This window comes from Furfurilactobacillus milii (genome assembly GCF_009864005.1).
Taxonomy (GTDB): Bacteria; Bacillota; Bacilli; order Lactobacillales; family Lactobacillaceae; genus Furfurilactobacillus; species Furfurilactobacillus rossiae_B.
In genome coordinates this window covers 72,873-95,919 of the sequence record NZ_WEZQ01000009.1, presented here as the reverse complement: position 1 = coordinate 95,919, position 23,047 = coordinate 72,873, and the positions used below count along the sequence as shown (strand labels likewise).

At 44.0% G+C, this 23,047-nt stretch carries 21 protein-coding genes; 7 read left to right on the top strand and 14 right to left on the bottom strand.

What is annotated here, in order from left to right:
• The first annotated feature begins 204 nt into the window (after nucleotides 1–204).
• Nucleotides 205–1,035 carry an alpha/beta fold hydrolase gene (locus GB993_RS06475; RefSeq protein WP_161003571.1) on the top strand — a complete coding sequence of 277 codons (831 nt, stop codon included), beginning with the start codon at nucleotides 205–207 and terminating at the stop codon, nucleotides 1,033–1,035.
• A gap of 151 nt (nucleotides 1,036–1,186) precedes the next feature.
• Here GB993_RS06475 and GB993_RS06470 read toward each other — a convergent pair whose 3' ends face one another.
• From GB993_RS06470 to GB993_RS06425, 10 genes are all read right to left on the bottom strand, one after another.
• Nucleotides 1,187–1,498, bottom strand: a complete 312-nt coding sequence (locus GB993_RS06470; RefSeq protein WP_161003570.1) for a DUF2316 family protein — start codon at nucleotides 1,496–1,498, stop codon at nucleotides 1,187–1,189.
• 38 nt (nucleotides 1,499–1,536) lie between these two features.
• Nucleotides 1,537–1,971, bottom strand: a complete 435-nt coding sequence (locus GB993_RS06465; RefSeq protein WP_161003569.1) for a MarR family winged helix-turn-helix transcriptional regulator — start codon at nucleotides 1,969–1,971, stop codon at nucleotides 1,537–1,539.
• 133 nt (nucleotides 1,972–2,104) lie between these two features.
• Nucleotides 2,105–2,419 (bottom strand): hypothetical protein, encoded by a 315-nt coding sequence (locus tag GB993_RS06460; RefSeq protein WP_017260962.1) that lies wholly within the window; start codon nucleotides 2,417–2,419, stop codon nucleotides 2,105–2,107.
• 324 nt (nucleotides 2,420–2,743) lie between these two features.
• Nucleotides 2,744–3,526 (bottom strand): alpha/beta fold hydrolase, encoded by a 783-nt coding sequence (locus GB993_RS06455; RefSeq protein ID WP_161003568.1) that lies wholly within the window; start codon nucleotides 3,524–3,526, stop codon nucleotides 2,744–2,746.
• A gap of 744 nt (nucleotides 3,527–4,270) precedes the next feature.
• Nucleotides 4,271–5,230 (bottom strand): ABC transporter ATP-binding protein, encoded by a 960-nt coding sequence (locus GB993_RS06450; RefSeq protein WP_161001786.1) that lies wholly within the window; start codon nucleotides 5,228–5,230, stop codon nucleotides 4,271–4,273.
• 15 nt (nucleotides 5,231–5,245) lie between these two features.
• A complete protein-coding gene (locus GB993_RS06445; protein ID WP_042655269.1) occupies nucleotides 5,246–6,367 on the bottom strand; it encodes an ABC transporter ATP-binding protein in 1,122 nt (373 codons plus the stop codon).
• A gap of 12 nt (nucleotides 6,368–6,379) precedes the next feature.
• Complete coding sequence (locus GB993_RS06440; RefSeq protein ID WP_017260957.1) at nucleotides 6,380–7,402, bottom strand: ABC transporter permease; 1,023 nt, start codon at nucleotides 7,400–7,402, stop codon at nucleotides 6,380–6,382.
• Entirely contained in the window at nucleotides 7,402–8,331 is a 930-nt protein-coding gene (gene opp3b / locus GB993_RS06435; RefSeq protein ID WP_017260956.1) for an oligopeptide ABC transporter permease, read from the bottom strand. Before opp3b ends, GB993_RS06440 begins: the two co-directional genes overlap by 1 nt.
• A gap of 177 nt (nucleotides 8,332–8,508) precedes the next feature.
• Nucleotides 8,509–10,149, bottom strand: a complete 1,641-nt coding sequence (locus tag GB993_RS06430; RefSeq protein WP_161003567.1) for a peptide ABC transporter substrate-binding protein — start codon at nucleotides 10,147–10,149, stop codon at nucleotides 8,509–8,511.
• A gap of 313 nt (nucleotides 10,150–10,462) precedes the next feature.
• Nucleotides 10,463–11,218 (bottom strand): alpha/beta hydrolase, encoded by a 756-nt coding sequence (locus GB993_RS06425; RefSeq protein ID WP_161003566.1) that lies wholly within the window; start codon nucleotides 11,216–11,218, stop codon nucleotides 10,463–10,465.
• A gap of 229 nt (nucleotides 11,219–11,447) precedes the next feature.
• Here GB993_RS06425 and GB993_RS06420 point away from each other — a divergent pair, with 229 nt between their 5' ends.
• Genes GB993_RS06420 through GB993_RS06400 form a run of 5 tightly spaced genes read left to right on the top strand, consistent with a single transcriptional unit; the run spans nucleotide 11,448 to nucleotide 16,690 of the window.
• Nucleotides 11,448–12,677 carry an acyltransferase family protein gene (locus GB993_RS06420; RefSeq protein ID WP_161003565.1) on the top strand — a complete coding sequence of 410 codons (1,230 nt, stop codon included), beginning with the start codon at nucleotides 11,448–11,450 and terminating at the stop codon, nucleotides 12,675–12,677.
• The gene (locus GB993_RS06415) at nucleotides 12,589–14,127 is read left to right on the top strand and encodes an AMP-binding protein (RefSeq protein WP_161003564.1); all 1,539 of its coding nucleotides are present in this window, start codon (nucleotides 12,589–12,591) and stop codon (nucleotides 14,125–14,127) included. The genes GB993_RS06420 and GB993_RS06415 overlap by 89 nt, the downstream gene beginning before the upstream one ends.
• 3 nt (nucleotides 14,128–14,130) lie before the next feature.
• Complete coding sequence (locus GB993_RS06410; protein WP_161003563.1) at nucleotides 14,131–15,111, top strand: aliphatic sulfonate ABC transporter substrate-binding protein; 981 nt, start codon at nucleotides 14,131–14,133, stop codon at nucleotides 15,109–15,111.
• Nucleotides 15,112–15,155: 44 nt separating this feature from the next.
• Complete coding sequence (locus GB993_RS06405; protein WP_161003562.1) at nucleotides 15,156–15,974, top strand: ABC transporter permease subunit; 819 nt, start codon at nucleotides 15,156–15,158, stop codon at nucleotides 15,972–15,974.
• Complete coding sequence (locus tag GB993_RS06400; protein WP_161003561.1) at nucleotides 15,971–16,690, top strand: ABC transporter ATP-binding protein; 720 nt, start codon at nucleotides 15,971–15,973, stop codon at nucleotides 16,688–16,690. The genes GB993_RS06405 and GB993_RS06400 overlap by 4 nt, the downstream gene beginning before the upstream one ends.
• 67 nt (nucleotides 16,691–16,757) lie before the next feature.
• On the opposite strand, the gene GB993_RS06395 is transcribed toward GB993_RS06400, so the two are convergent.
• Entirely contained in the window at nucleotides 16,758–18,392 is a 1,635-nt protein-coding gene (locus tag GB993_RS06395) for a peptide ABC transporter substrate-binding protein (RefSeq protein WP_161003560.1), read from the bottom strand.
• Between the two features lie 447 nt (nucleotides 18,393–18,839).
• Between GB993_RS06395 and hflX the strand changes: the two genes are divergently transcribed.
• Complete coding sequence (gene hflX, locus GB993_RS06390) at nucleotides 18,840–20,117, top strand: GTPase HflX (protein WP_162854072.1); 1,278 nt, start codon at nucleotides 18,840–18,842, stop codon at nucleotides 20,115–20,117.
• Here the strand turns inward: hflX and GB993_RS06385 are convergent.
• From GB993_RS06385 to GB993_RS06375, 3 genes are read right to left on the bottom strand one after another with little or no spacing between them, the layout of a single operon-like run.
• A complete protein-coding gene (locus GB993_RS06385) occupies nucleotides 20,114–21,085 on the bottom strand; it encodes a helix-turn-helix domain-containing protein (protein WP_161003559.1) in 972 nt (323 codons plus the stop codon). The genes hflX and GB993_RS06385 overlap by 4 nt on opposite strands.
• Before the next feature lie 11 nt (nucleotides 21,086–21,096).
• Complete coding sequence (locus GB993_RS06380) at nucleotides 21,097–22,080, bottom strand: helix-turn-helix domain-containing protein (RefSeq protein WP_161003558.1); 984 nt, start codon at nucleotides 22,078–22,080, stop codon at nucleotides 21,097–21,099.
• A gap of 11 nt (nucleotides 22,081–22,091) precedes the next feature.
• Nucleotides 22,092–23,045 (bottom strand): Rgg/GadR/MutR family transcriptional regulator, encoded by a 954-nt coding sequence (locus GB993_RS06375; protein WP_161003557.1) that lies wholly within the window; start codon nucleotides 23,043–23,045, stop codon nucleotides 22,092–22,094.
• Nucleotides 23,046–23,047 lie beyond the last annotated feature (2 nt).

Sequence of the window (23,047 nt, the reverse complement as noted above, 5' to 3'; positions counted from 1 at the left end):
AATTAACCAACGCCCCCTTAAAGTACTTAACTGGCAAACACCTTACCAAGTGATGCTGACTAATTTGTCAAAAAATTCGGATCAAATTTGCAATCTACCGTTTTATTATTTGTTTTGTGATTTAACGATTGTTACCAAATGGTAATCGTTTGATTCGAATGATTGTGTTATTAATGAAATAAGTCAATAAATTAGGAGTTCTCCATGAAAACGGTCATTAACGACACCACGATTCATTATGAAGTGAATGGTTCCGGTACACCGATGCTGATTATTCACGGATTGGCGCAAAATATTGATAGTATGCAAATTCCGCTCATGCCTGTGCTGGCAGCAGCTAACATCCAACAAATCTACGTCGAATTACCTGGCATGGGCGAATCCTCGGCCAACATTGGTGTCGCCAGCAGTGATGCCATATTGGCATTATTAGAAACTTTCGTTAATCAAATCATCGGTGATCAACCGTTTTATGTTGTCGGTCACTCTTACGGCGGGTATCTCGCCTTGGGGTTGATCCATGACTGGCCCACCCGCATCCTCGGTGCTTTTCTCACCTGTCCTGTAACCATTGCAGATGCACCAGATCGCCACGTGGCCCATCATTACGTTGCCGTCCAAACGGATTTTCCGGTGAAATATAATCAAGATGCATTTGCTGCATTTAAGGATATGAACGTTAACCTAAACGCTGATGCTTGGAGTGCCTATCAATTGCAAATTTTACCTGGATTACAGCAAGCCAACCGCGACTTCATTCATTTATTACGCAAGCACTACCAATTTTCGTTTGAATCCAGCTTAATGCAAACGACGTTCAAGCAACCTGTCACCCTTTTACTGGGTCGTCAGGACAACATTGTCGGCTTTCAGGATCAATTGCCACTGCTTAACAACTTTAGCCGACTGACCTTGGGTATTGTGGACCGTGCCGGTCACAACCTATCACAAGACCAGCCAAAGCTTTTTAAGGACTACTGGCGACACTTTTTGACCTCAATTAACAACGACGCCTTCACGCCTCATGCTGAATAACCTGACTATGTAACGAAATGGGCTCCTAACAGTTAGTGCATCTACTGTTAGGAGCCCATTTCATTTTGAATCATCATTATTTCCGTTTGACTTGCAGATTCAATAGAATTCTGCACAAGCGGCAAGAAGTGCGGTATTAACTTATTCCACCTTACTTGTTACCCGCCGACATGACGCCTGCATCAATAATCTGCGCATTCAAAAACCAATAGTCATGCCAGTCGCCTCGCAATGAAGTAAATGCCACTGGTTGTTTGCCTGCGGCTTTTACCTTAGCAATCAGATAATTACGCATAATCCAAGCATCTTCGAAAGACCGCTGCGTCAAATGCATAATATGACTCAACTTTGTCGTGCTGATGTTCAGTTCCTCTGTCGCCTGTGCAACAGTGAGCCCTGCCAACTGAAAGTTCTTTTGTAATTCTTGCTCTGTATTAATTTTTTCTTGTGGATTTAATGTCATTTTCAAAGTCTCCTAAAACAACGCTGTTTGCAAACCGCTCATGCATGATCAACCAATTGTTTAACCAGTGTCTCGATCGCCTCACTGGTTGCCGCTTGTACCTCTGCAGGCAACACTTGGTTCACCTGATCATCCAACTTATCAAAGCACTGTTGAACACGCTCGTTAATTTGCTGCCCGTTAGCGGTTAATAACAAATGTTTTGTTCTCACGTCTCCATCTTCATAGCGACGCTCAATTAATTTCTTCGTTTCCAAGCTTTTCAACAGGTTAGTTAAACTCGCTACATTGCGGCTTAATAATCTAGCAACCGTTTGCTGATTAACGCCTGGGTGAGCACCAACATATCGAATCACGTTGGCCTGGTCGGTATTGAGTCCCAGCGTACGTAACTGGCGATTCATCGTTGCCGTTTGCCATGCGGCCAATCTGTGTATCATGCCTGCCAATGTTTCGTGTTCGTCTAGCTTCATATTCTCCCCCCTTGTCGAACAAGAATATTTTATCACGTCAAGTTGTAATTACAACTGTTTTATTAAAAACTATTAGATTTAAAAAAACCGAAAGCACTGAGGCTTTCGGTTCTCAATAAATTAACATTTTCGATTAACTCTGGTCAGTTGTATAGCGTGGTGCACTGAGCAACGGCTGCCCACCAACGGATTTACGTTGGCCTGCCTGTGACAAAGCGGACTCTAACGCTGCCAGCTTAGGATCGCGGTGGACATGCGTTAAGTCTTCTGTAGGAGCTTCTTCGCTCCCTTGCACAAAGCGACGTGCAACATTATTAATGCTCGATGTTAATTGCTTAACATCACCATCGCGACGAGATGGTTCAAACGTCACAAGGTCACGTACCATTTTGCCCAGCAACTCATCATTATCAATGTGTTGCGCCAAGTAAGAAATTACATCATTCATCTGTTTGCACCTCACTTATCAACTAGAATGTGACAAACATCATAAAGCTAACTTGCGCTGATGTCAACGGGTTAACTTATTAAAAATAAGTTATGAATTCAAGCTCAATTGTCCACCAACTATCATGAAAGTTGAATGCCAGCTTTTCAGAGCCTCACTACCGTTACGCGTAATTGAAACGCCGTTCCCTGGGACCGGGTTCAACCCGCACGAACCACGGTTTTCACCCTCGATTATGAGCTGAAAACCACATCTCATAAGTCGTCCTGCAACACTAAGCGGCCAAGTTCCCGCCGCTAAGTGTTGCCGACACGGAACTCTGTTTCAATTCCACTCCACTCTCACAGCAAAGACACGCCAATCCGTAGTATCCGTATTTCGGGCGTAATAGTGCCCCATCATCACTTGCAGTGAATAGCGATCCAAGATTGGATCCGCTGCCTCATAGTGACCGATTTCTTCGTTTGTTAGACCGACATCTAGCACCGGTGATAAGGCGATGATATCCTTCGGCTGTGGCAAATCAACCGTCTTTAAATATTCGGCCAACGTTAGCGCGAGACCACCGCCAGCAGAATTCCCGAGTAAAATGATTTTATCGGGCGCCGTCGTCTCAAGCACTTGACGGTAAACCTTTTCCAACATGTCCAACACGTCTTTAAAATCATGCGCCGGTGCTAGCGGATAAATTGGCATTAACACCGTTGCAGAAATCGTGTCCGCCAGTTTGCGTGCTAAACGGACCTGCATCCCCAGCGGCTGATTCCAGAAACAACCACCATGCAGGTAAATTACCGTGTACCGTTGATCGCCGTATTTGCCGTGTAACTCATAGGTATTATCGTAACTGGTTGGAACCTGAACGTCATATTGACGTGACAATCGCGCGTCCATCGACCATGCCTGTTCATTTTTGTGCAAATAATAGTCGTAGGTTACGAGGTTTTCCATATGTTTGTATGGACTGAACATTCGTTTAGGCTGTAATCGCAAGAGATTTTCCAACACCTTGCTACTAACGCTCCGTTTTTCAACATACTTAGCCTGCACAATTACAGCTGCAGCACCCACTAAGCCTGCCGTTGCTAGAATATGTTTCATTTTCATCACGTGTAACCTCCATCGTGTCATTGCCAAACTGCGGCATCACTCTTTTACAATCTTACAACGAAAATGCAGATTTTGCCCTCAAAACGTCATATCGGCTTTAATTTAGTCATTAATAAATTTGTTACTAAATTTTGAGGTAGCGTTAAGGTCCCGCCGTTATTCTATTAAACATAGACAACAAGTTGCCTATCACCCCTAATAGTACTCAAACAGTACAACTCCTGAATCAAATACCCCGTTGAAGCGTCCACCTGTTATGGCTAGCAGAGTGGACGCTTTGTTTTGTACTCAAACTTGTGCATTGCTGTTTTTTTCGTTTTGCTGGATCAAGACGACGTTTTGTGGGGACCATTTCAGCCCGCTGGTGACCACGGTCTCACTTTCACTGGACTCCGTCTTCACCTAGCTGCACTAGCACAATCGTGGTAAAACCGCATGAACACAATAAATGTCGCCAGTGCTCCGACATAGCTGGAGGGCGTCAAAATTGAATGTAAGCCGTGAAGGTGTCGTTGATCTGGCGGTTTGTGCCGGATTTACGACACAGGACGGGCGTAAAGACTCGGATTTTCACGAGGCTTGACGGCGAGGTGAAAGACTTCGGGTTTCAGAAGGCTCGAAGCGGTCCCACGGCGGCATTCAATTTTGACAATCGCAGGCGACAGACCACGTTTGCTAAACAAAAAAGTGTCATTACCTAGGCCGTGAAACCAAGGTAATGACACTTTTTAAATTGACGTCTTAGAGCACATCAAGACCAGCCTTTTCGGCCCGTTCTTGATACATCGCAACTTCATCTTCAGCTGCACGAACAAAGTGGTGTGGTGCGATTTCAACCATTGTCCGTGGTTTATCGTCGCCTTCCATCGTTGGCTCGTACGGAATCTGTTTCCGTGCTCGCTCAACTTCTGGATCAGGAACTGGCACAGCTGATAACAAACTCGTTGTATAGTCGTGCAACGGCTTTGTATAAACTTCGTCAGCAGGTCCAATTTCCAACATCCGACCATAGTGCATAACACCAATCCGGTCAGAAATATATTTCACCATCGATAAATCGTGAGCAATGAACAAGTACGTTAAATTGTTCTTGATTTGCAATTCCTTCATCAAGTTAACAACTTGCGCCTGAATTGACACGTCCAATGCTGAGATGGGTTCATCGGCAATGATGAACTTCGGGTCAACAGCTAACGCACGGGCAATCCCGATTCGTTGACGCTGACCACCTGAAAATTCATGCGGATACCGACTCGAATGATCTTTGTTCAAACCAACTGTTTCCAGCAGATTTTCAACCATATCTGTTCGTTCCTGATCATTCTTCGCCAAGTGATGGATGTCGATGCCTTCAGCAACAATATCCTTGACCTTCATCCGGGGATTCAGGGAAGCATAAGGATCCTGGAAAATCATCTGCATTTCTTTACGAAATTCCAACTGGTCTTTACGACCTTTGATTTTTGCAACATCCTTACCGTTGAATAAAACTTCACCGGCAGTTGGTTCGTATAAATGAATGATAGCGCGCCCTGTTGTCGTTTTACCAGAACCAGACTCACCAACTAAGCCAAACGTCTCGCCTTCGTAAATGTCGAAGGAGACGTCGTCGACAGCGCGAACTTCGTCGTTTTTGCCAACATTGAAATACTGTTTCAAGTTTTTGACTTCCAGAATCTTTTTACGATCTGTGTAATCCATGTGCGTCTCCTTTCTCTATTCGCGATCTGAGTCGTCTAAGTTATCAGCCGTGTTCAATGGTGTCGCTGGGCGAACCAGTTCGCCATCATCCGTGTGCATCTTAGCCCATTGCGCCTGCCGTTTGGCAATTGCCTCAGGTGGTGTCACTTTTTCAGCACGGGGATCTAATAACCATGTCGCAGCATAGTGAGTGTCTGAAACCTTAAAGAACGGTGGTTCCTGCTCAGCATCGATCTTCAATGCGTAAGGGTTACGGGCCGCAAACGCATCACCCTTTGGTGGATCCAACAAGTCTGGCGGTGTCCCTGGAATAGCAGACAATTCACCGCTTTGAGTATCCAAGGTTGGCATGGAGTTCAGTAACCCCCATGTATATGGATGTTGTGGATTGTAGAAGATTTCATCCACAGTTCCGTATTCAACAATCTTACCAGCATACATAACCGCAATTCGGTCAGCCATACCGGCAACCACACCAAGGTCATGTGTGATAAAGATAATTGAAGTTTCGATCTTTTCTTGTAATTCTTTCATTAACTTAAGAATTTGAGCTTGAATGGTCACATCCAACGCGGTGGTTGGTTCATCGGCAATCAACACCTCCGGGTAACAAATCAACGCAATCGCAATCACGATCCGTTGACGCATCCCACCTGAAAATTGGTGCGGATAGTCATTGATACGGTGTTCAGCATCCGTAATGCCGACTAACTTTAACATTTCCAAAGCTTGCGCCATGGCCTGCTTTTTTGAAACATGGTTATGAATAATCAGCGGTTCGGCAATCTGACGGCCAATCTTCATCGTCGGGTCCAACGAAGTCATTGGGTCCTGGAAGATCATCGCGATATCTTTACCACGAATCTGTTGCATTTCTTTTTCGGACTTCTTCAACACGTCCTCGCCGTGAAACATAATCTGACCGCCAGCAATTTCGGCGTTGTCAGCATTAAGTCCCATTAATGAACGCGTTGTAACAGACTTACCAGAACCTGATTCACCAACGATGGCCAACGTTTCACCCTTCTTCAAATGGAATGAAACGTCGCGAATCGCCTTAACCTTGCCCGCATAGGTATCAAAGTTAATCTTCAGGTTTTTGACTTCAATTAAGTTTTCTGTGTCATTATTTTCCACGATTAACGTCACCTACTCTCTTGAACGTGGGTCAAAGGCATCCCGCAAGCCATCGGCAAACAGGTTGAAACAAATCATAATAACCATCAGGACAACGGCTGGGTACCACATCTGGAATGGTAAGAACTGGAAGTTCTTTTGTCCATCTGAGATCAAGGTCCCCAGTGAAGCAGTTGGTGGCTGGATCCCGATCCCGATATATGATAGGAAGGCTTCGAAGAAGATGGCACTTGGAATCGTAAACATCGTTTGAATGATGATCACTGAGCTCATGTTTGGAATCAAGTGTTTCCAGGCGATCTTCCAAGAGCTTTCACCCAACGTCCGTGCGGCCAAGATATATTCTTGGCTCTTTAGCGTTAGCGCCTCGGCACGAATTAAACGGGCCATCGTCGTCCAACTGGAGATGGCAATCGCTAATGAAATAGACAGAAGCGAACCACGCATCACAACTAACAGTAAAATCATGTAAACCAGGTTAGGAACGGAGGACAAAATTTCAATGATCCGTTGCATGATCATATCCGTTCTGCCTCCACGCCATCCCGAGATCAGGCCATACCCGACCCCGACGGTCAAATCTAGCAGCGTCGCAATCAAGGCAACGGCTAGTGACACCCGGGTACCTGCAATAATCCGTGATAAGAGGTCACGGCCTAAATAGTCAGTCCCTAAAATCCAGTACTTACCTGACGGAACGTGTTGCTGTTGATAAGCATCAACACGGCCACCGTCCACAGCCTTTGTCCCATCCAGTCCAGGAATGTGAACGCCCGGAATTTTTGGTGGCAAGTTCGTGTAGGCAGGTTGTGCGTTGTTTGGTTGGTGTGGTGAAATCAGCGGACCGGCCAATGAAAGCACCAGAATCGCCAATAAAATCCACATCGAGATAAACGCAATTTTGTTTTTCTTTAATCGGCGCCATGCATCCTGTGTGAAGGTCAGCGAAGGCGCAGCAATTTTTTCATTATCAAGATGTTCTTCTTTACCAAGTGGTTCGAAGGCATCGTTTGAAACATTCGCGTTTTCAGCCATTAGCTTTGACCTCCTTGCAGACGGATCCGTGGGTCAACAATTCCGTAAACGATATCGGTAATCAATAAGACAACCACGAGCAGCACTGAGTACATCATCGTGATCCCCATGATCGTTGGGTAGTCGTTAGTCGTAATTGACTTAACGAATTGTTCCCCAATCCCAGGAACGGCGAAGATATTTTCAACAACCAGTGAACCGGTCATCAAATTAACCGTCAGTGGTCCAATCAATGTAATCAGTGGAATCAAGGAGTTCCGCAAAGCATGGTGATAAACCACACCGGTGCTGGTCAGCCCCTTGGCTTTCGCTAATTCAATGTAATCAGAACTCATAACGTCAACCATTTCGGTTCGGATAAACCGCGCCGTCGTTGCAAACGGAGAACCCGCCAGCGCGATGGTCGGGAGAATGGTATACGAGAAGTTCCCCCAGCCGGCAACCGGAAAGGCACCAGCTTTCAAACCAATGTAGTACTGTAACAAGATGGCAAGCACGAAACTTGGAATCGAGATCATTAAGATAGAAATAATCGTCATCGTGCCGTCGACCCAAGTGTTCCGCCGAATTGCCGCAATCCCACCAACGATGATACCTAAAAGCACCCCAACGATCATCGCTTGAATCCCAAGCTGGAATGATGCAGGCATCCGGGTTGCCAAAAGGTATGATACCGGTTGGTTATCAAACTGGAATGACAAACCGAAGTTACCACGGACCATGCCGGCCAGGTAAATTAGGTATTGCTGCCACACAGGCTTATCCAACCCATACGTGTGGTAAATCATTTGAATCTGTGAATGCGAGAGTTTTGACTCGTTGCTTAACGGTGTCCCTGGTAACAGCTTCATCATAAAGAACGTGATGGTCGCAATCAGGAACAACGTTAGAATGAGGTAAAACAGTCGTTTGAGCAGGTATTTTGCCATAAACTTACTTCCTCACAATCTAAACCAGACAAGTAATAAGTGCGAGATTTCCGTTGAATAATGAGAATTCGCTGAAAATCATTAATGTTCATCTTAAAGCAAAACGTGGGGATAAACCAGAATGAAATGGTTTTTCCTCACGTTTCCCTCTAAATTTAATCCGTTACATTAACGTGACTACTTAACTTCAACGTTCTTGTAGTTGAAGTTAACACCAGCTGAGTTGTAAATAATCCCCTTAACGTAGCTCTTTTGAAGCATTGGACCGGAACCTGAAGCAGTGCCCCAGTACAATGGCACAATCCCAACATCCTTGGTCAGAATCTTTTCAGCGTTAACTAAGTCTTCATAACGTTGTTGCTTGTTATTAGCATCCTTGTTAGCTGAATCCTTGATCAAAGTGTCATATTCTGAGTTCTTCCATTTACCGTTATTTTGTGAGTTATCTGACGTGAACAATGATGAGTATGTGTACGGATCGTTGTAGTCAGCGCCCCAAAGTGTGATAACGGCATCAAAGTCCCCGTTAGAAGACTTCGTCAGACGGTTCTTAAATGGCACATTTTGAAGAGAAACTTTAACCCCAGGTAACTTTTCAAATTGTGATTGCAAGAATTCTGAGTTTTGTTTACTGTTTGACGTATCATCAGCAAGTAAGGTGAAGTTCAAGCTTGAAATACCGGCTTCCTTCTCCCCTTCCTTCAACAACTGCTTAGCTTTAGCCAGGTCATGGTCAGTTGTATCAGCAACCTTAGAATCGTTAGCAAAGTCAGCACCCGTCTTTGGGTTCTTGGTCAACTTCGTTGGAATTAAACCAGTTGCGGCCTTTGAACCATCTTCCAGAACATTGTTAACCAATTGTTTACGATCAAGTGCTAATGATAAGGCCTGACGAATCTTTTGATTCTTAAATGCAGGCACCTTCTCTTCGTTCAATTCCATATAAGCGGAAGTTGAACCTTGATAATAAACGTAGTTCTTGTTGTTTTTGTAGTTGGCAACTTGTGAACCCTGTAATTGCGTTTGATCAATCTTACCGGAGTTGAATAAGTTAAGTGCAGTGTTACCTTCCTTAACCACTTGGAAGTTGATGGTGTTCGTCTTAACAGCACTCTTATCCCAGTAACTGTTGTTCTTAACCCACTTCCACTTGGTGTTGGTGCCAGTCCAGCCTTCAACCTTGAAAGGCCCGTTGTAAACTTGCTTGTTAGCTGACATTCCGTACTTAGAACCGTACTTGTCAACAACCTTCTGATCTTGTGGGAAGAAGATTGGGAAACCAAGCAATAACTTGAAATAAGGAATTGGTTTTTCAAGTGTAACTTCCAACTTGTAGTCGCCGACTGCCTTAACACCAAGTGACTTCACATCAGCCTTCTTGTTTTGAATAGCGTCCGCGTTCTTCACACCATCAAATAAGTATGCGTATTGTGATGCCGTCTTTGGATCATTTGTGCGCCGCCATGAATAAACAAAATCTTTGGCAGTGACTTTATCACCGTTTGACCATTTTGTGTTCTTGCGCAAGTTAAAGGTCCAGTGTAAACCATCTTTTGATTCAGTCGTCTTTGTTGCCAACGCATTTTGAATCTTAGAGTCTTTACCAATTCGGTAAATCCCTTCCTGTGTGTTTGACAAGGCTGTCAAAGATGAGTTATCCGTAACCTTTGATGTATCCAAACCTGGCATTTCAGCACTGGTTGCAAGGTTCAATACACCCTTGTGTGAAGAAGCACCACTTTTGTTGCCACACGCTGCCAATGTTAAGGCAGAAATGGCTGCGACAGCACCAAGTGCTAAAACTCTTCGCAACTTCATATCGCCAACTCCTTTTTAATTTGTTACCCCGGTAACAATTTGTGACCTTCCGCAATAAAATATCTATTCGAAAAGTATGTGTCAAATGATAAATGAGAATTCAATGAATGTCAACGCAGCTTTTCCCATTTATTGCTTAGAATTTTTTAGCAAACAAAAAAGGTCGACTTAAAGCCCACCTTGTTAGTGTTTGTTAACCATTATTACAATTATGTGTCGAATCATTTTAGTGGTCTAGTCTATTTAGTCGCTAATTGATTTTATACATTTATACAGAATGTTCTCATTTTTATCACGATAACTTAAGCTGCCCTTAGTGGGCCTGCCAAATAAAACGAATAACGGCAGATTTAACGCGTTGGTTCCATCGAATTAATGCCGAGTGCTCAGCGTCACGACCATGGACGATGATTTGTGTAATATGATCATGACGCTCGTTTAAGGCGGACTTTAATGATGTTGTTGAAACTAGGGTTACCACACCATCTGAATCGCTACCATTATCCAAATCACCGGCAATCAGCAACATCGGTAAATGTTTTGGAAAATTGTGGGCGCCAGCTACAATCTCTTGATATTCAGGATGTACAATTGCTGGCTGTCCCGTGCGCAAAAAGTAATTTTCATGAATACGATCCTCACGAAATAAGGCGCTATCATATGTCCCTGCCACTAATGCCAATTTCTTCAATCGCAACGCTGGATGATGTTCATTGGCAATGACCAATGCAAGGCATCCACGTGAATGTCCAACGGCATTGTATCGTTGGATACCATAACGATCTTTTAACACTTGTAATAGCTCATTTAACCATTGTGCATCGGTCGTCCAATTAGCATGGTTATCACGAAATACAACTTGGATAATGGGTCGCTTAACCCCAACAGGCCAGTGTCCAATTAAAGTGGGCGCCATTCCGCCACCAACTTCTGCAACAAGAACACGCTGCGCACCAGCAGTTCGTTTTGCCTGATAAATTAATGGATCAAAGCTTTCCGTTCCACCATGAAAGCCATGCACCATCAAGGTTGGAATTGCCCGCTGAGAAGCGGGCTTTTTTGCTGCCATTAAAAGCAGGCTAAAGCAGGCCAAGAAGACAACGCATAAAATTCTTAATCTTTTTATGGTAGTTCCCTCCCGACTGTTATGACAACGATTTAACTCACTCACCCATTATCGCGTGTCTCACTTTTTTGTCAATTTAAGCTTGCTTTAAGAGCTCGTTGTTAAATTCAAACTCACACAAACCGGTTTGGTACCAAAAAATATTTCCAACCATAGAAACGGGGGTGACCCAGTGAAGCAACCACGAGTGTACTTGCACGAAGTTGATTTCATGCGTGTCTTTTTTATCTTCGGTGTCGTGCTCGTTCACACTATTTCACAATATGATGCTCAATTTCAGGGTCGAAGTGGCCTGTTCCTTAATGAAATTTACGGATCCTTACACTTTACCCGGCTAGGATTTATGTTCATGACTGGGATGGTGCTTTTTCTTAATTACTATCACCGACCCATTCGCCTATGGTCTTTCTGGCGCAAACGCTACGTTGGCGTTGGCATACCTTACATCTTTTGGATCACTGTTTATTTACTGATTACGCTCTTCCAAGGCAACTTGTCCGCTGCCTCGTTCGGACCAACTTGGTTAACCACCGTGATTCATGGTAGTGACTTCTTTATGTACTATGTGTTGGTTACTTTTCAACTGTACTTAGTTTTCCCCGCCATTGTCTGGCTTCTCAAACGAACGGAGAAACATCACGGTCTAGTTCTGGCCGTCAGTTTTCTTATCCAACTGGCCGTAGCTTTCAGCATTAAGTATTGGCTACCACACGTTGATACCAGTCATTGGCCATTTTTACTCCGCAGCTACGGTAGTTTCCTCGGCACATACCAATTTTACTTTTTAGCTGGTGGATTACTAAGTATTCACTACAAGTCAGTAATTGCGTTTGTCAAACAGCATGAGCGGCCGATTCTAATCAGCACAGTAGTCTTCGTCCCCATTATTTGGCTGTATTACTATCTCGACTACAACGTTTTCAGACTTAACATTTCCGCATCCAGCTTTATGCACCAACCGCTAATGGTCGTGTACAGCTCGCTGATTATTCTATCTGTTCTGTTGCTGGGGTTACATTACGCAGACTACCAGCATCGACATCCTCACAGCCTGCCCGCTCGCTTTGTTGCCTTGGGTGCCAAACTGAGTTTTGGTATTTACTTAACCCAAACGCTAGCGCTCTGGTTCTGGCCATCAATTTTACCGATGATGCCTAACACTAAAACTTATTTCATCGCGTTACCAATCTACGATCTAATTATCTTTAGCACTGCATTTATCATTAGTTATTTACTTTATAAATTACCGTGGACTGGCCGCCTTATCGGCCGACCACGACGACACACAAATTCCGGAAAGGCAGGTTTTGCCCATGAAAAACTCAATTTTCTCACTCAACGATTCAATTTCAAATCTTCTTCAGCAGAAACCGAACCACAACCTCGTCAAAGATCTCGGTGACGAACGCTGGTTGACTAGAGGTGAAGTCGACCAACTGGTTGAACAGCTAACCATCTTGATGGCCCAATCAGGTGTAAAACAAGGTGACTTAATTTTGATCACGTTACCTAACTCCGTCGATTATGTCATTACCCTGCTTGCCTGCTTCCGTTTAAAGGCCATCGCTTACACGGCCAACCCGACAATGCCGACATCTGAATTGACAAAAACAATTCAGAAAAATCATTATGCTGCTGCATTCTTCGGCAATGAACACGCAGGTAATCTGCCCAGGATTGAAGCAGAAACGGGCACCTTTTTCTCCGACAATCCTTGCATTTTGGCACCTCATAAGACAATGTCATTTTACCGTCTATCCGGCCAAAAACATCTTGCTAATGATCAGCTAGATACCTTTAATGAACGTACTGATGGCCAGTTAGCCTCGCTTCTATACACTTCTGGCACAACCGGCGCACCAAAGGCCGTCGCATTAACGGCGCCACAATTATTATCTGCTGCCAAGGATGTTGCACTTTCTCAACACTTATCCGATGAAGATCGCACATTGGTCATGCTGCCACTCTTTCATATTAATGCCCAGGTCATTTCGTTATTGGCCACCATCATTTCAGGCGGTCAACTCGTCATTACGCACAAGTTCAGCGCACACAAGTTTTGGCAAACAATTAATGATGAACAAATCACTTGGGTGTCAGCCGCGCCGGCCATCATCGCAATATTATTAAGAAGCCCACAACCAGAAACAATTTTCAACAAATTGCGCTTTATCCGTTGTGCCTCTGCCCCACTACCGCCCAGCCAAGAACAATTATTTGAACACCTATTTAGTGTTCCAGTCATTCAAGGCTACGGTATGACCGAAGCAGCCAGCCAAATTACCGTTAATCCATTATCTGCGCCCCGCCAAGGTTCGGTCGGTCAGGTCACTAATTCAGAAATGAAAATTGTCGACGACCGACATCAACCTGTTTCAGCCAATCAAATTGGTCAGGTGACTTTGCGCGGTTCACACATTATTCATCAATACGTCGACCCACAATATCAGGCAGACTTCATCAACGGTTGGTTTTTGACTGGTGATATGGGCTACGTTGACACCGATGGCTACCTCTTTCTAGTTGGTCGCAAACGTGAAATCATCAACCGTTCAGGCGATAAAATTAGTCCATTAGAAGTTGAAGATGCCATTTTAAGCCTTGGCTACATTAGGGATGTCGCGGTTGTTGGTCAGCCGGATGCCATTTATGGTGAACAGGTTGTAGCGGTTGTGGTCCTTCAACCTAATCTTGTAGCTGGCGAAGTGCTAGCAAAGGACATTCAACAGCATGTTCAGCAACAGTTGTCACGCTTTAAAGTACCGTCAGAAATTATCTTTTGGCGAGACTTGCCAACTGGTGCTACTGGTAAGATTCAACGGACTAAGGTTAAAGCATTACTTGGAGGCTGATAAATGAAGAAAAAACATCATGCTTGGTTATGGTGGATCGTTTTGGCCCTGTGGTTAGTCGTGGCAGGCGTGGGGTATATGGACACACAGACTGACGCCAAGACATCAAGCAGTACCAAAACCGTCCGCATTGGTTATCAAAAAGGTGACATCTTCGACATTGCTCGCATCCAAGGTGGGTTTGCCAAACGGATGAAGCAAAAAGGTTATCGCGTTGTTTGGAAAGAGTTCCAAACAGGTGCAGCGTTACTCACGGCACTTAACAGTGGCAAGCTCGATTATGGCCGTACTGGTAACACTCCGCCAATCACTTCACAGGCCAGTGGTAGCAAACTTGTGTACGTTGGTGCGGCTTCCTCTAGAGCCAATTCCAGTGGCCTTTTGGTCAGCAAAACGAGCTCCGCCAAAACGATTAAAGATTTAAAAGGCAAAAAGATTGCTTATTCCAAGGGCTCTAGTTCGCAATACTTATTGTTGAAGCTGTTAGCTAAGGCCGGAATGTCCGCTAACGATATTAAGTGGGTCGATCTGGATCCAGGTGCCGCAAGCACCGCTTTCAGCCAAGGAAAAGTTGACGCGTGGGTCGTGTGGGATCCTTATGTCGCTTCTGCACAAGTCACACAAAACGCGAAACTCATTGAATCCGCTTCTTCTGTAAACACAACAGATCGCGATTTCATTTTAGCTACCAGTACTTATGCCAAAAAGCATACCAAGACTTCCAGCACCTTGCTTAGTGAATTGGAAACCTCGATGGAATGGGCAAACCGCCATCACACCACCTTGATTAAGGATTTGTCCTCAGCCCTATCGTTAGACAAGAAAGTTGTTACAAAGATGGTTGACCGACGACGCTACAGTGTTTCGGGTATGACACAAGCCATCGTTAAGGAACAACAAGACATCGCTGATACGCTTGCAAAAGCACATGACATTTCTGGAGATATTGATGTGAGCAAGGCCGTGTTGACTACAAGCCAGTAATCTTTCCCCATCCAACCGTTTGTTTCTCTGAAAGGAGACTTTCTATGCAATTATCAACCACCCAGCTTAAACATCAAACAGCACTGCCATCCCGTCGCAGACATCACATTAGCCGCCAATTGATTCCGTGGCTGGTACCGCTGATGCTCCTCATCGTTTGGCAAATCACTGCGCAGGCTGGCGTGCTATCGGCCTCTGTGTTACCTGCGCCCACAACTGTTTTGCAGGATGGCATCGCACTAACTCAATCTGGTGAGCTGCCGCGTAATCTAGCGGTTAGCTTATTTCGAGCCACTACTGGCTTTGCGATTGGCGCTATTGTCGGTTTCGTCCTTGCACTGCTGACCGGTCTATCCACCACTTGGCGTTTGGCACTAGACTCCTCTGTTCAAATGGTTCGCAACATCCCCCATTTATCCCTGATCCCGCTCGTTATTATCTGGTTTGGAATCGGTGAACCGGCAAAAATCACGCTAGTTGCTATTGGTGTCTTCTTCCCAGTTTATATCAACACCTTCCACGGTCTTGCCAGTGTCGACCCTGAACTACTGGAAATGGGGCACGTATACGGACTAACGCGCTGGCAGCAATTTCGTCAAATTATTTTTCCAAGTGCTTTGCCAACTATTCTCGTCGGTATTCGTTACGCACTTGGTGTGATGTGGACCACGTTAATCGTTGCCGAAACTGTCTCCACCAGTTCTGGCATCGGTTATATGTCCACCAATGCTCAAGATTTCTTGGATATGAAAACCATCCTACTGTGCATCATCATTTATGCACTACTAGGTAAATTATCAGACACAATGGTTAAAGCCTTGGAACGCCAGCTACTTTCTTGGCAGAAAGGAAATGTCGCATGACACAAAATAATCCTTTATTACGACTGGAACACGTATCCAAAGAATATGGCAATCAAACTGTACTAAATGATGTTTCAACAACCATTGCATCAGGCGATTTTGTGGCCATGGTTGGAATGAGTGGTGGTGGAAAAAGCACCCTGCTTCGCTTAATTGCCGGTCTTGAATCACCAACAAACGGTCAAGTCAGCCAACAAGATCGAATAATAACAGAACTAAATACAGATAGCCGAACCATGTTTCAAGATGACCGTCTTTTACCATGGATGACCGTTCGTGACAACCTCACTTTTGGCAACCATACGCCGCAGTCGATTGAGCACGCAAACGACCTCTTAGCCCGCGTCGATCTCAGCAGCTTTGCAGAGAGTTACCCGACGGACCTGTCAGGTGGTCAAAAGCAACGAGTAGCCTTAGCTCGAGCACTAATGTCGCATCCAAAACTACTGTTGTTAGACGAACCGCTGGGCGCATTGGACGCTTTCACGCGTCGTAAAATGCAGGATCTAATTCTCGATATCTGGCGACAAGAACATCTAACTGTTATTTTAGTGACACACGATGTTACAGAGGCAGCCAGGATGGCGAACAAAGTGTTTGTAATCAAAAATCATCGGCTTGCATGGCAAGAACACAATGCATTGAACTATCCACGTAACAACAGTCAAGCCGTGGCTGCAGTGGCAGATGATATTTTATCCCAGGTTATTGCCTAATAGAAAAGACAAAAAAGAAGTGGCACAGGCCGCTTCTTTTTTTGTTCCTATCCAATTCAACGAACTTTTATTTCACGTACGCGTACTTGTAATTCCAGTTGATACCAGCTGAATTGTAGATAATTCCCTTGACATATGGACGTTGCAAGAATGGACCAGAGCCAGAGAATGAACCAGTGTACAATGGCAGAACACCATAATCCTTAACCAGCGTTTGATCAGCGGTAACTAAGTTCTTGAACCGTGCTTCCTTGTTCAACGCATTCTTACCAGCGGAATCTTTAACATTCTGGTCATACGTGGCATTCTTCCACAAACCATCATTGTAAGTTCCGTCTGATGTGAACAGAGCAAACGTGTATGGATCGTTGTAATCAGCGCCCCAAAGTGTAACAACGGACTGGAAGTTGTGAGCAGCAGAACGGGTTAACCGCGTCTTATAAGGTACGTTTTGCACGGTCACCTTAACACCTGGTAACTTCTGGAATTCAGACTGCAAGAATTCAGCATTCTTCTTACCAGTGTCAGTGTCATCAGCCATCAACGTGAATTTCAAATCGGAAATGCCGGCTTCTTGTTCCCCTTGCTTAAGCAATTGCTTAGCTTTAGTCAGGTTCTGCGTCAAAGCGCCCTTAACTGCGGCTTCTTTGGCAAAGTCCTCGCCAGTGTTTGGATCCTTGGCCAACTTGGAAGGCGTAAACGTCGTCGCAGGTTTGGAACCGTCCTGCAAAATATTGTTAGTCAATTGTGACCGGCTAACTGCGTATGATAATGCAGCCCGGATCTTTTGGTTCTTGAATGCTGGGACCTTTTCTTCATTCAATTCAAGATAAGCAGCTGATGAGCCAGGCCGATAAATATAATTCTTGTTGTTCTTATATTGAGCAACTTGGTCCCCACTCAACTGAGTCAGGTCTGCCTTCTTAGAGTTGTACATATTTAATTGCGTACTGTTTTCCTTAACAACCTGGAAATTGATCTTGTTTAACTTAACGTTCTTTTTATCCCAGTATGTGTTGTTTTTGGCCCAGTCCCATTTAGCATTGGTTCCTTTGTACCCTTGAACCTTAAATGGTCCGTTGTAAACCTGGGTAGCAGATGTTTGCCCATACTTCTTGCCGTACTTATCAACGACCTTTTTGTCTTGTGGGAAGAAGCTTGGGAAACCAAGTAACAGTTTAAAATATGGAATTGGTTTGGACAACGTAACGGATAGCTTGTACTTGCCATCAGCCTTAATTCCTAAAGCACTGGGTTTCATCTTGCCACTTTGAACAGCATCCGCGTTCTTCACGCCTTCAAACAGATACGCATATTGTGACCCTGTCTTTGGACTGTTTGTGCGTTGCCAGGAATAAACGAAATCTTGAGCAGTAACCGGATCCCCGTTTGACCACTTCGTTCCGTGACGCAAATCAAATGTCCAGTGAAGCCCATCTTTCGATTCCGTCGTTTTCGTTGCCAACTCATTTTGTGGCTTAGCATCCTTACCAATTCGATAAATTCCTGAAAATGTGTTCGATAACGCCGTCATTGAAACATTGTCTGTCGCAATCGAAGGATCTAGTGTCGGCATTTCGGCAGATTCCATTAGGTTTAACTCGCCCTTATGCCCTGACGCACCCTTGTTACCACACGCAGCTAACGTTAATACGGATAACGTCGCTGTTGCACCCATTGCTAAAATTTTACGAACCTTCATTCAACCACACTCCTTGTGGAATTCACCTTATTGTGGTGATGCATTCCAAGCTATGTACTTTTCGCGGCAACTTATGTTTTGAAAAGTTGTGATGATAATAGATTAAAATAAGATTAAAGTCAACGAATTTTGCTAATTTTATTTTAATTAATTTAAAAACGGTATAAGTTGCTTATGTACTGTATTAGTCCACTCGCAGCAGATGTTTTAGCGTGAAATATTTCGTGTATAGAACAATTGGTCCGAATTTTATCAGTTCCATTGAAGGTTTGCCATGCTCACGGGACCATTGATTTCAGCTATTTTCTCTAATCTAACTGGCCTTCAACATTCATTCCTAAAACGGATTGCCCTTCACTTCTCGTAAACACAGAACCGGCCAGCGTAACGTGCGAAATGGTATAATTAAGTCATTACAAGTCTCGGCTTAGAAAAGAGGACACACATTTGGACGAAACTGCAATTGCACCAAAAGAAGTTATTATTGCCGGTCTCAACACCGGTGCTGGCAACTTTGAATATTCCATGGAAGAACTTGCCAACCTAGTTGCCGCCAATAATATGATTGTTAAGGAAGAAGTTCGTCAAAAACTTGAACGGCCGCATCCAGGCACTTACTTTGGTAAGGGAAAAATTACCGAACTGGCTGAAATTGTGGCCAGTGAAAACGTGGATACCATCGTGACAAATGACGAGCTTACCGCTTCACAGATTCGTAACATTGAATCTGCTACCAAAGCAAGTGTACTGGACAGAACTGCTTTGATCCTGGATATCTTTGCCAACCGTGCTCAGACACGGGAAGCTAAGTTACAGGTTCAAATTGCTCAACTCCAGTATCAGCTACCACGGTTGCATACAAGTGTTAACCAACGTTTGGACCAGCAAACTGGTGCCGGTGGTGGTGGATTTACTAACCGTGGTGCTGGTGAAACGCAGCAAGAAATGGATCGCCGGACCATCAACAATCAGATCAAGCATCTGAAGGGCGAGCTAACCGACATCACTAAAGCCGCCGACACACAACGCACGCAACGGGAAAAGAACGGCCTCCCCACTGTGGCATTAGTCGGTTATACCAACGCTGGTAAGTCAACCACTATGAACGGTCTTGTCCGCAAATACGGCTTAAACGAAGACAAACAAGTGTTTGAAAAGAACATGTTGTTTGCAACGCTTGATACCAGTGTTCGACAGATCAACCTGCCGGATCAAAAGCAGTTCCTACTTTCAGACACCGTTGGTTTTGTCAGCAAGCTGCCTCACGGATTAGTCGAAGCATTCCGTTCTACGCTGGCTGAAGCTGCTAACGCCGATTTGCTCATTCAGGTCGTAGATTATAGTGACCCGAACAGTGAAAAAATGATGGAAACCACTAATGAGGCACTTAAGGCAATTGGTGTCACTGATATTCCAATGATCGTTGCGTTTAACAAAGCCGACAAGACGGAAGCTAAGTACCCGTCACGCGAGGGTATGCAGCTCGTTTACTCGGCCCGCGACGACGCTTCATTGGACGAATTGATCACGATGATTCGGGAACAAGTCTTTAAGAACTACCAGACAGTTACCCTGTTGATTCCGTTTGACCAAGGCAACATTTTGAACTTCTTGAATGAAAAGGCACATATTTTGGAAACCGAATATGTTGCCGAAGGTACTAAAATAACCGTCGAGCTGACGGATGAATCAGCACAACGGTTTGAAAAGTATCGGGTAAACTAACCCAATGTCATCATAATCATCATATGTTTCAAATCGCTCGGATCATATTTCAAAATGTGCTCATAAATCGGGCGCAATAGATCGTCATCCCCGCTAACATTCAAAATTCGGTAAACAGACAGTGCATTCTCACACTGCTGTTTACCTTTTTCTTTTGCACCAGTGACGATGTCTAGCCAACCGTGCATAAAAAGGTTTTGAACCGCATACCGCACATCTGAGCTGTCTTTGTCGTGAACGAGTTCGTCCATTGTTGTCAGCACTTCGGCCGCTTCGGCGTAATGTTGTTTTCCTGTCAACACAGAAAAAGAATCAAAACACAAATTAAACCGCATATGGCGATCATCGGACAGCCATTGATACCAGTCTGCACGGCGCATTGCCCGTTTAAACAATCGCAACACGTCCTCAGCTTCAAGAAAGGATAGCGAAAAAATGAGCAAATAAACTTCAAATTCGCCCCATTGATCAACTGCGCTTAAATAGTTAACCACTGGTAAAATATCTTGAGCTGCCTTATCCAAATTAAAATGCACTAAGTCGGCACTGCTGTTAACGTACGCCATTAGCAATAAATTCATCGGTGTTGGCTGGTCCCTGACCGCCTTTGCTAATCTCTGTTGATACTGATTCACAGGCGTAACGTTTTTTGGTGGATCAGCCTTATTAACTAGAGCGATGATTTCCTGAAACGGCTCTATTAGCTTCCAGCTAGGTGCAGAATGACCGTCTTCATTAAAGGGTGAACTTGCATCAACAGCATACCGATCCGTTTGCCAATAGAAAAACTCACTGGTTGTCACGTGAATCTGATTCAGCAGATGTAAGAAACGATCAACACCAAGCATACTAGTGCCATTTTCAAACTTCGAAATCACGGCCACACTAACTTGCTCGTCAGCGACTTCTTTAAGTGTTAGTCCCTTGCTTTTGCGCAGCTCATGAAATGTTTGTCCCAGTGATGGCATAGAATGTCCCCTTAATCAAAGATTCTTGAGTAAATCATGGCCGATTCCTTGTCCTGCATGTTCACATAAATTTCGCGATAAGAACGTGAATCGACATTTAAATGCAGGGTTTTGCAGAGTTGTAATACAGTATTGCATTTATCTTTGCCAACATCTTCTTGTCCAGTTACATACAGATACCAACCATGTAAAAACAAACTCATGATGGCAAATTGTGCTTCTAAATCAGTATCCTTGCTCAGTAAATCATCGAATTTCTCCAGCACTATTTTAGCGTTATCATACGTTCTGTGTGCGACCATAATCGAAAAAAGCGTGAAACAAACGGAATACCCTAAGTTCCTCAAATCCGTTAAACGAACATAAAAATCTGCTTGCTTCATAAACCGAGAAAAAAGCATCATAGCATCATCGACATCCATATAAATCGAAGTTGAAATAAAGAACAGTAATTCAAAAGCAGTCCAGACGTCTACCTCGCCTAAATAATCAATAATTGGTAACATTTCTTGATGTGTCGAGAAGTGATCTTTCATGTTGGATTGGTGTATCTTCAACGCTGCTTTTGCCAAAGATATTTTCAAACGATTAGTCAAACTTGGATTTCTCTTTAATTCTTGTTCCATCAACTTGATGTACGTTTGAAGGCTTAAGATCTTTTGTGCCATACTTTGACTTTCATCGCTGGAAATTTGAAATACATCCGCATAGGGTGCTAAAACATCAAAGATTTCTGGCAACTCGCTGCCATCTTCTGAAAATTGCGACCATGCATTTTTATTGTGCTCGTCCGACTGTCGATAACGATAGAAAAAGTCTGTCGTGGTCACGTTGATTTGCTGTAACAAATGCAAAAACCGATCCACACCTAGCATAGTTTGGTCATTTTCAAACTTCGAAATCACCGCCATGCTGATTTCGTCATCCGCAACTTCTTTAAGCGTTAAATTTTTGCTTTTGCGTAATTCATGAAACGTTTGTCCTAACGATTGCATAAAAATTCTCCTTAAAAAAAACGCACGAAGATTAACAAGGTCGGCGGGGAAGCGGAAAGATGCTCATATAACTCATGATAATAGGCATGTGTCTTTGCTAATCCCAGCGTTTGTGTCAGGTTCAAAACGGTCTGACATTGTTCCAGTCCATCGTGACGATTACCCTGAAACACTTTCAACCAGCCATGTAGAAATTCTCTAAGAATGGCAAACCGTGCACTTTCAAATTTAGTAACTAATTTATCGAACTTCTTCAATACCTGTACTGCATATTTTCCTTTTTGTTTGGCAATCATGCATGTAAACAACGAGAAACAAGCAGAAAAACCCAGATTATTTGCCTCGGGTAATCCTTGATACAATTCTGCTTGGTTCAAATAACGACGGAAAAGTTGCATCAAAACATCGGGATCTGCCGTCGGAATAATGAAAACAAAAATAATAAGCTCAAGTTCGTTCCACTCACCAACACTGGTTAAGTAATCCACCACTGGTTGTATGGTCTTGGCGCTATCGTCAAAATGCAACTGTTGAGCATCTAAAATACTGGCCATCCACGCAGCGATTACTCGATTGATCAGCGTTGGCTCCTGCCGTGCTTTTACCTGCACAGCTTTTGTGTATGTTTTCAGTGCACCCATTTCATTAATATCCGTTGTATTCGTCGCACTGGCAATATGATTGCCTTCGTAAAAATTGGCTAATATACCCTCAAAGGAAGCCTGAACGCCCCAAATATCCAGGACCTTTTCATTTTCAAAACGATCAAAATAGTGATAAAAGAAATCTGTTGTCGTGACATTTATTCGCCCTAAGAAATGGAGAAACCGATTAATGCTCAATGTCGTTTGATCGTGTTCGAATTTGGAAATCACGGCCACACTGACCTGTTCATCAGCAATTTCTTTGAGCGTTAAGTTTTTATTTTGCCGAAATGCATGAAACGTTTGTCCTAACGATTGCATAT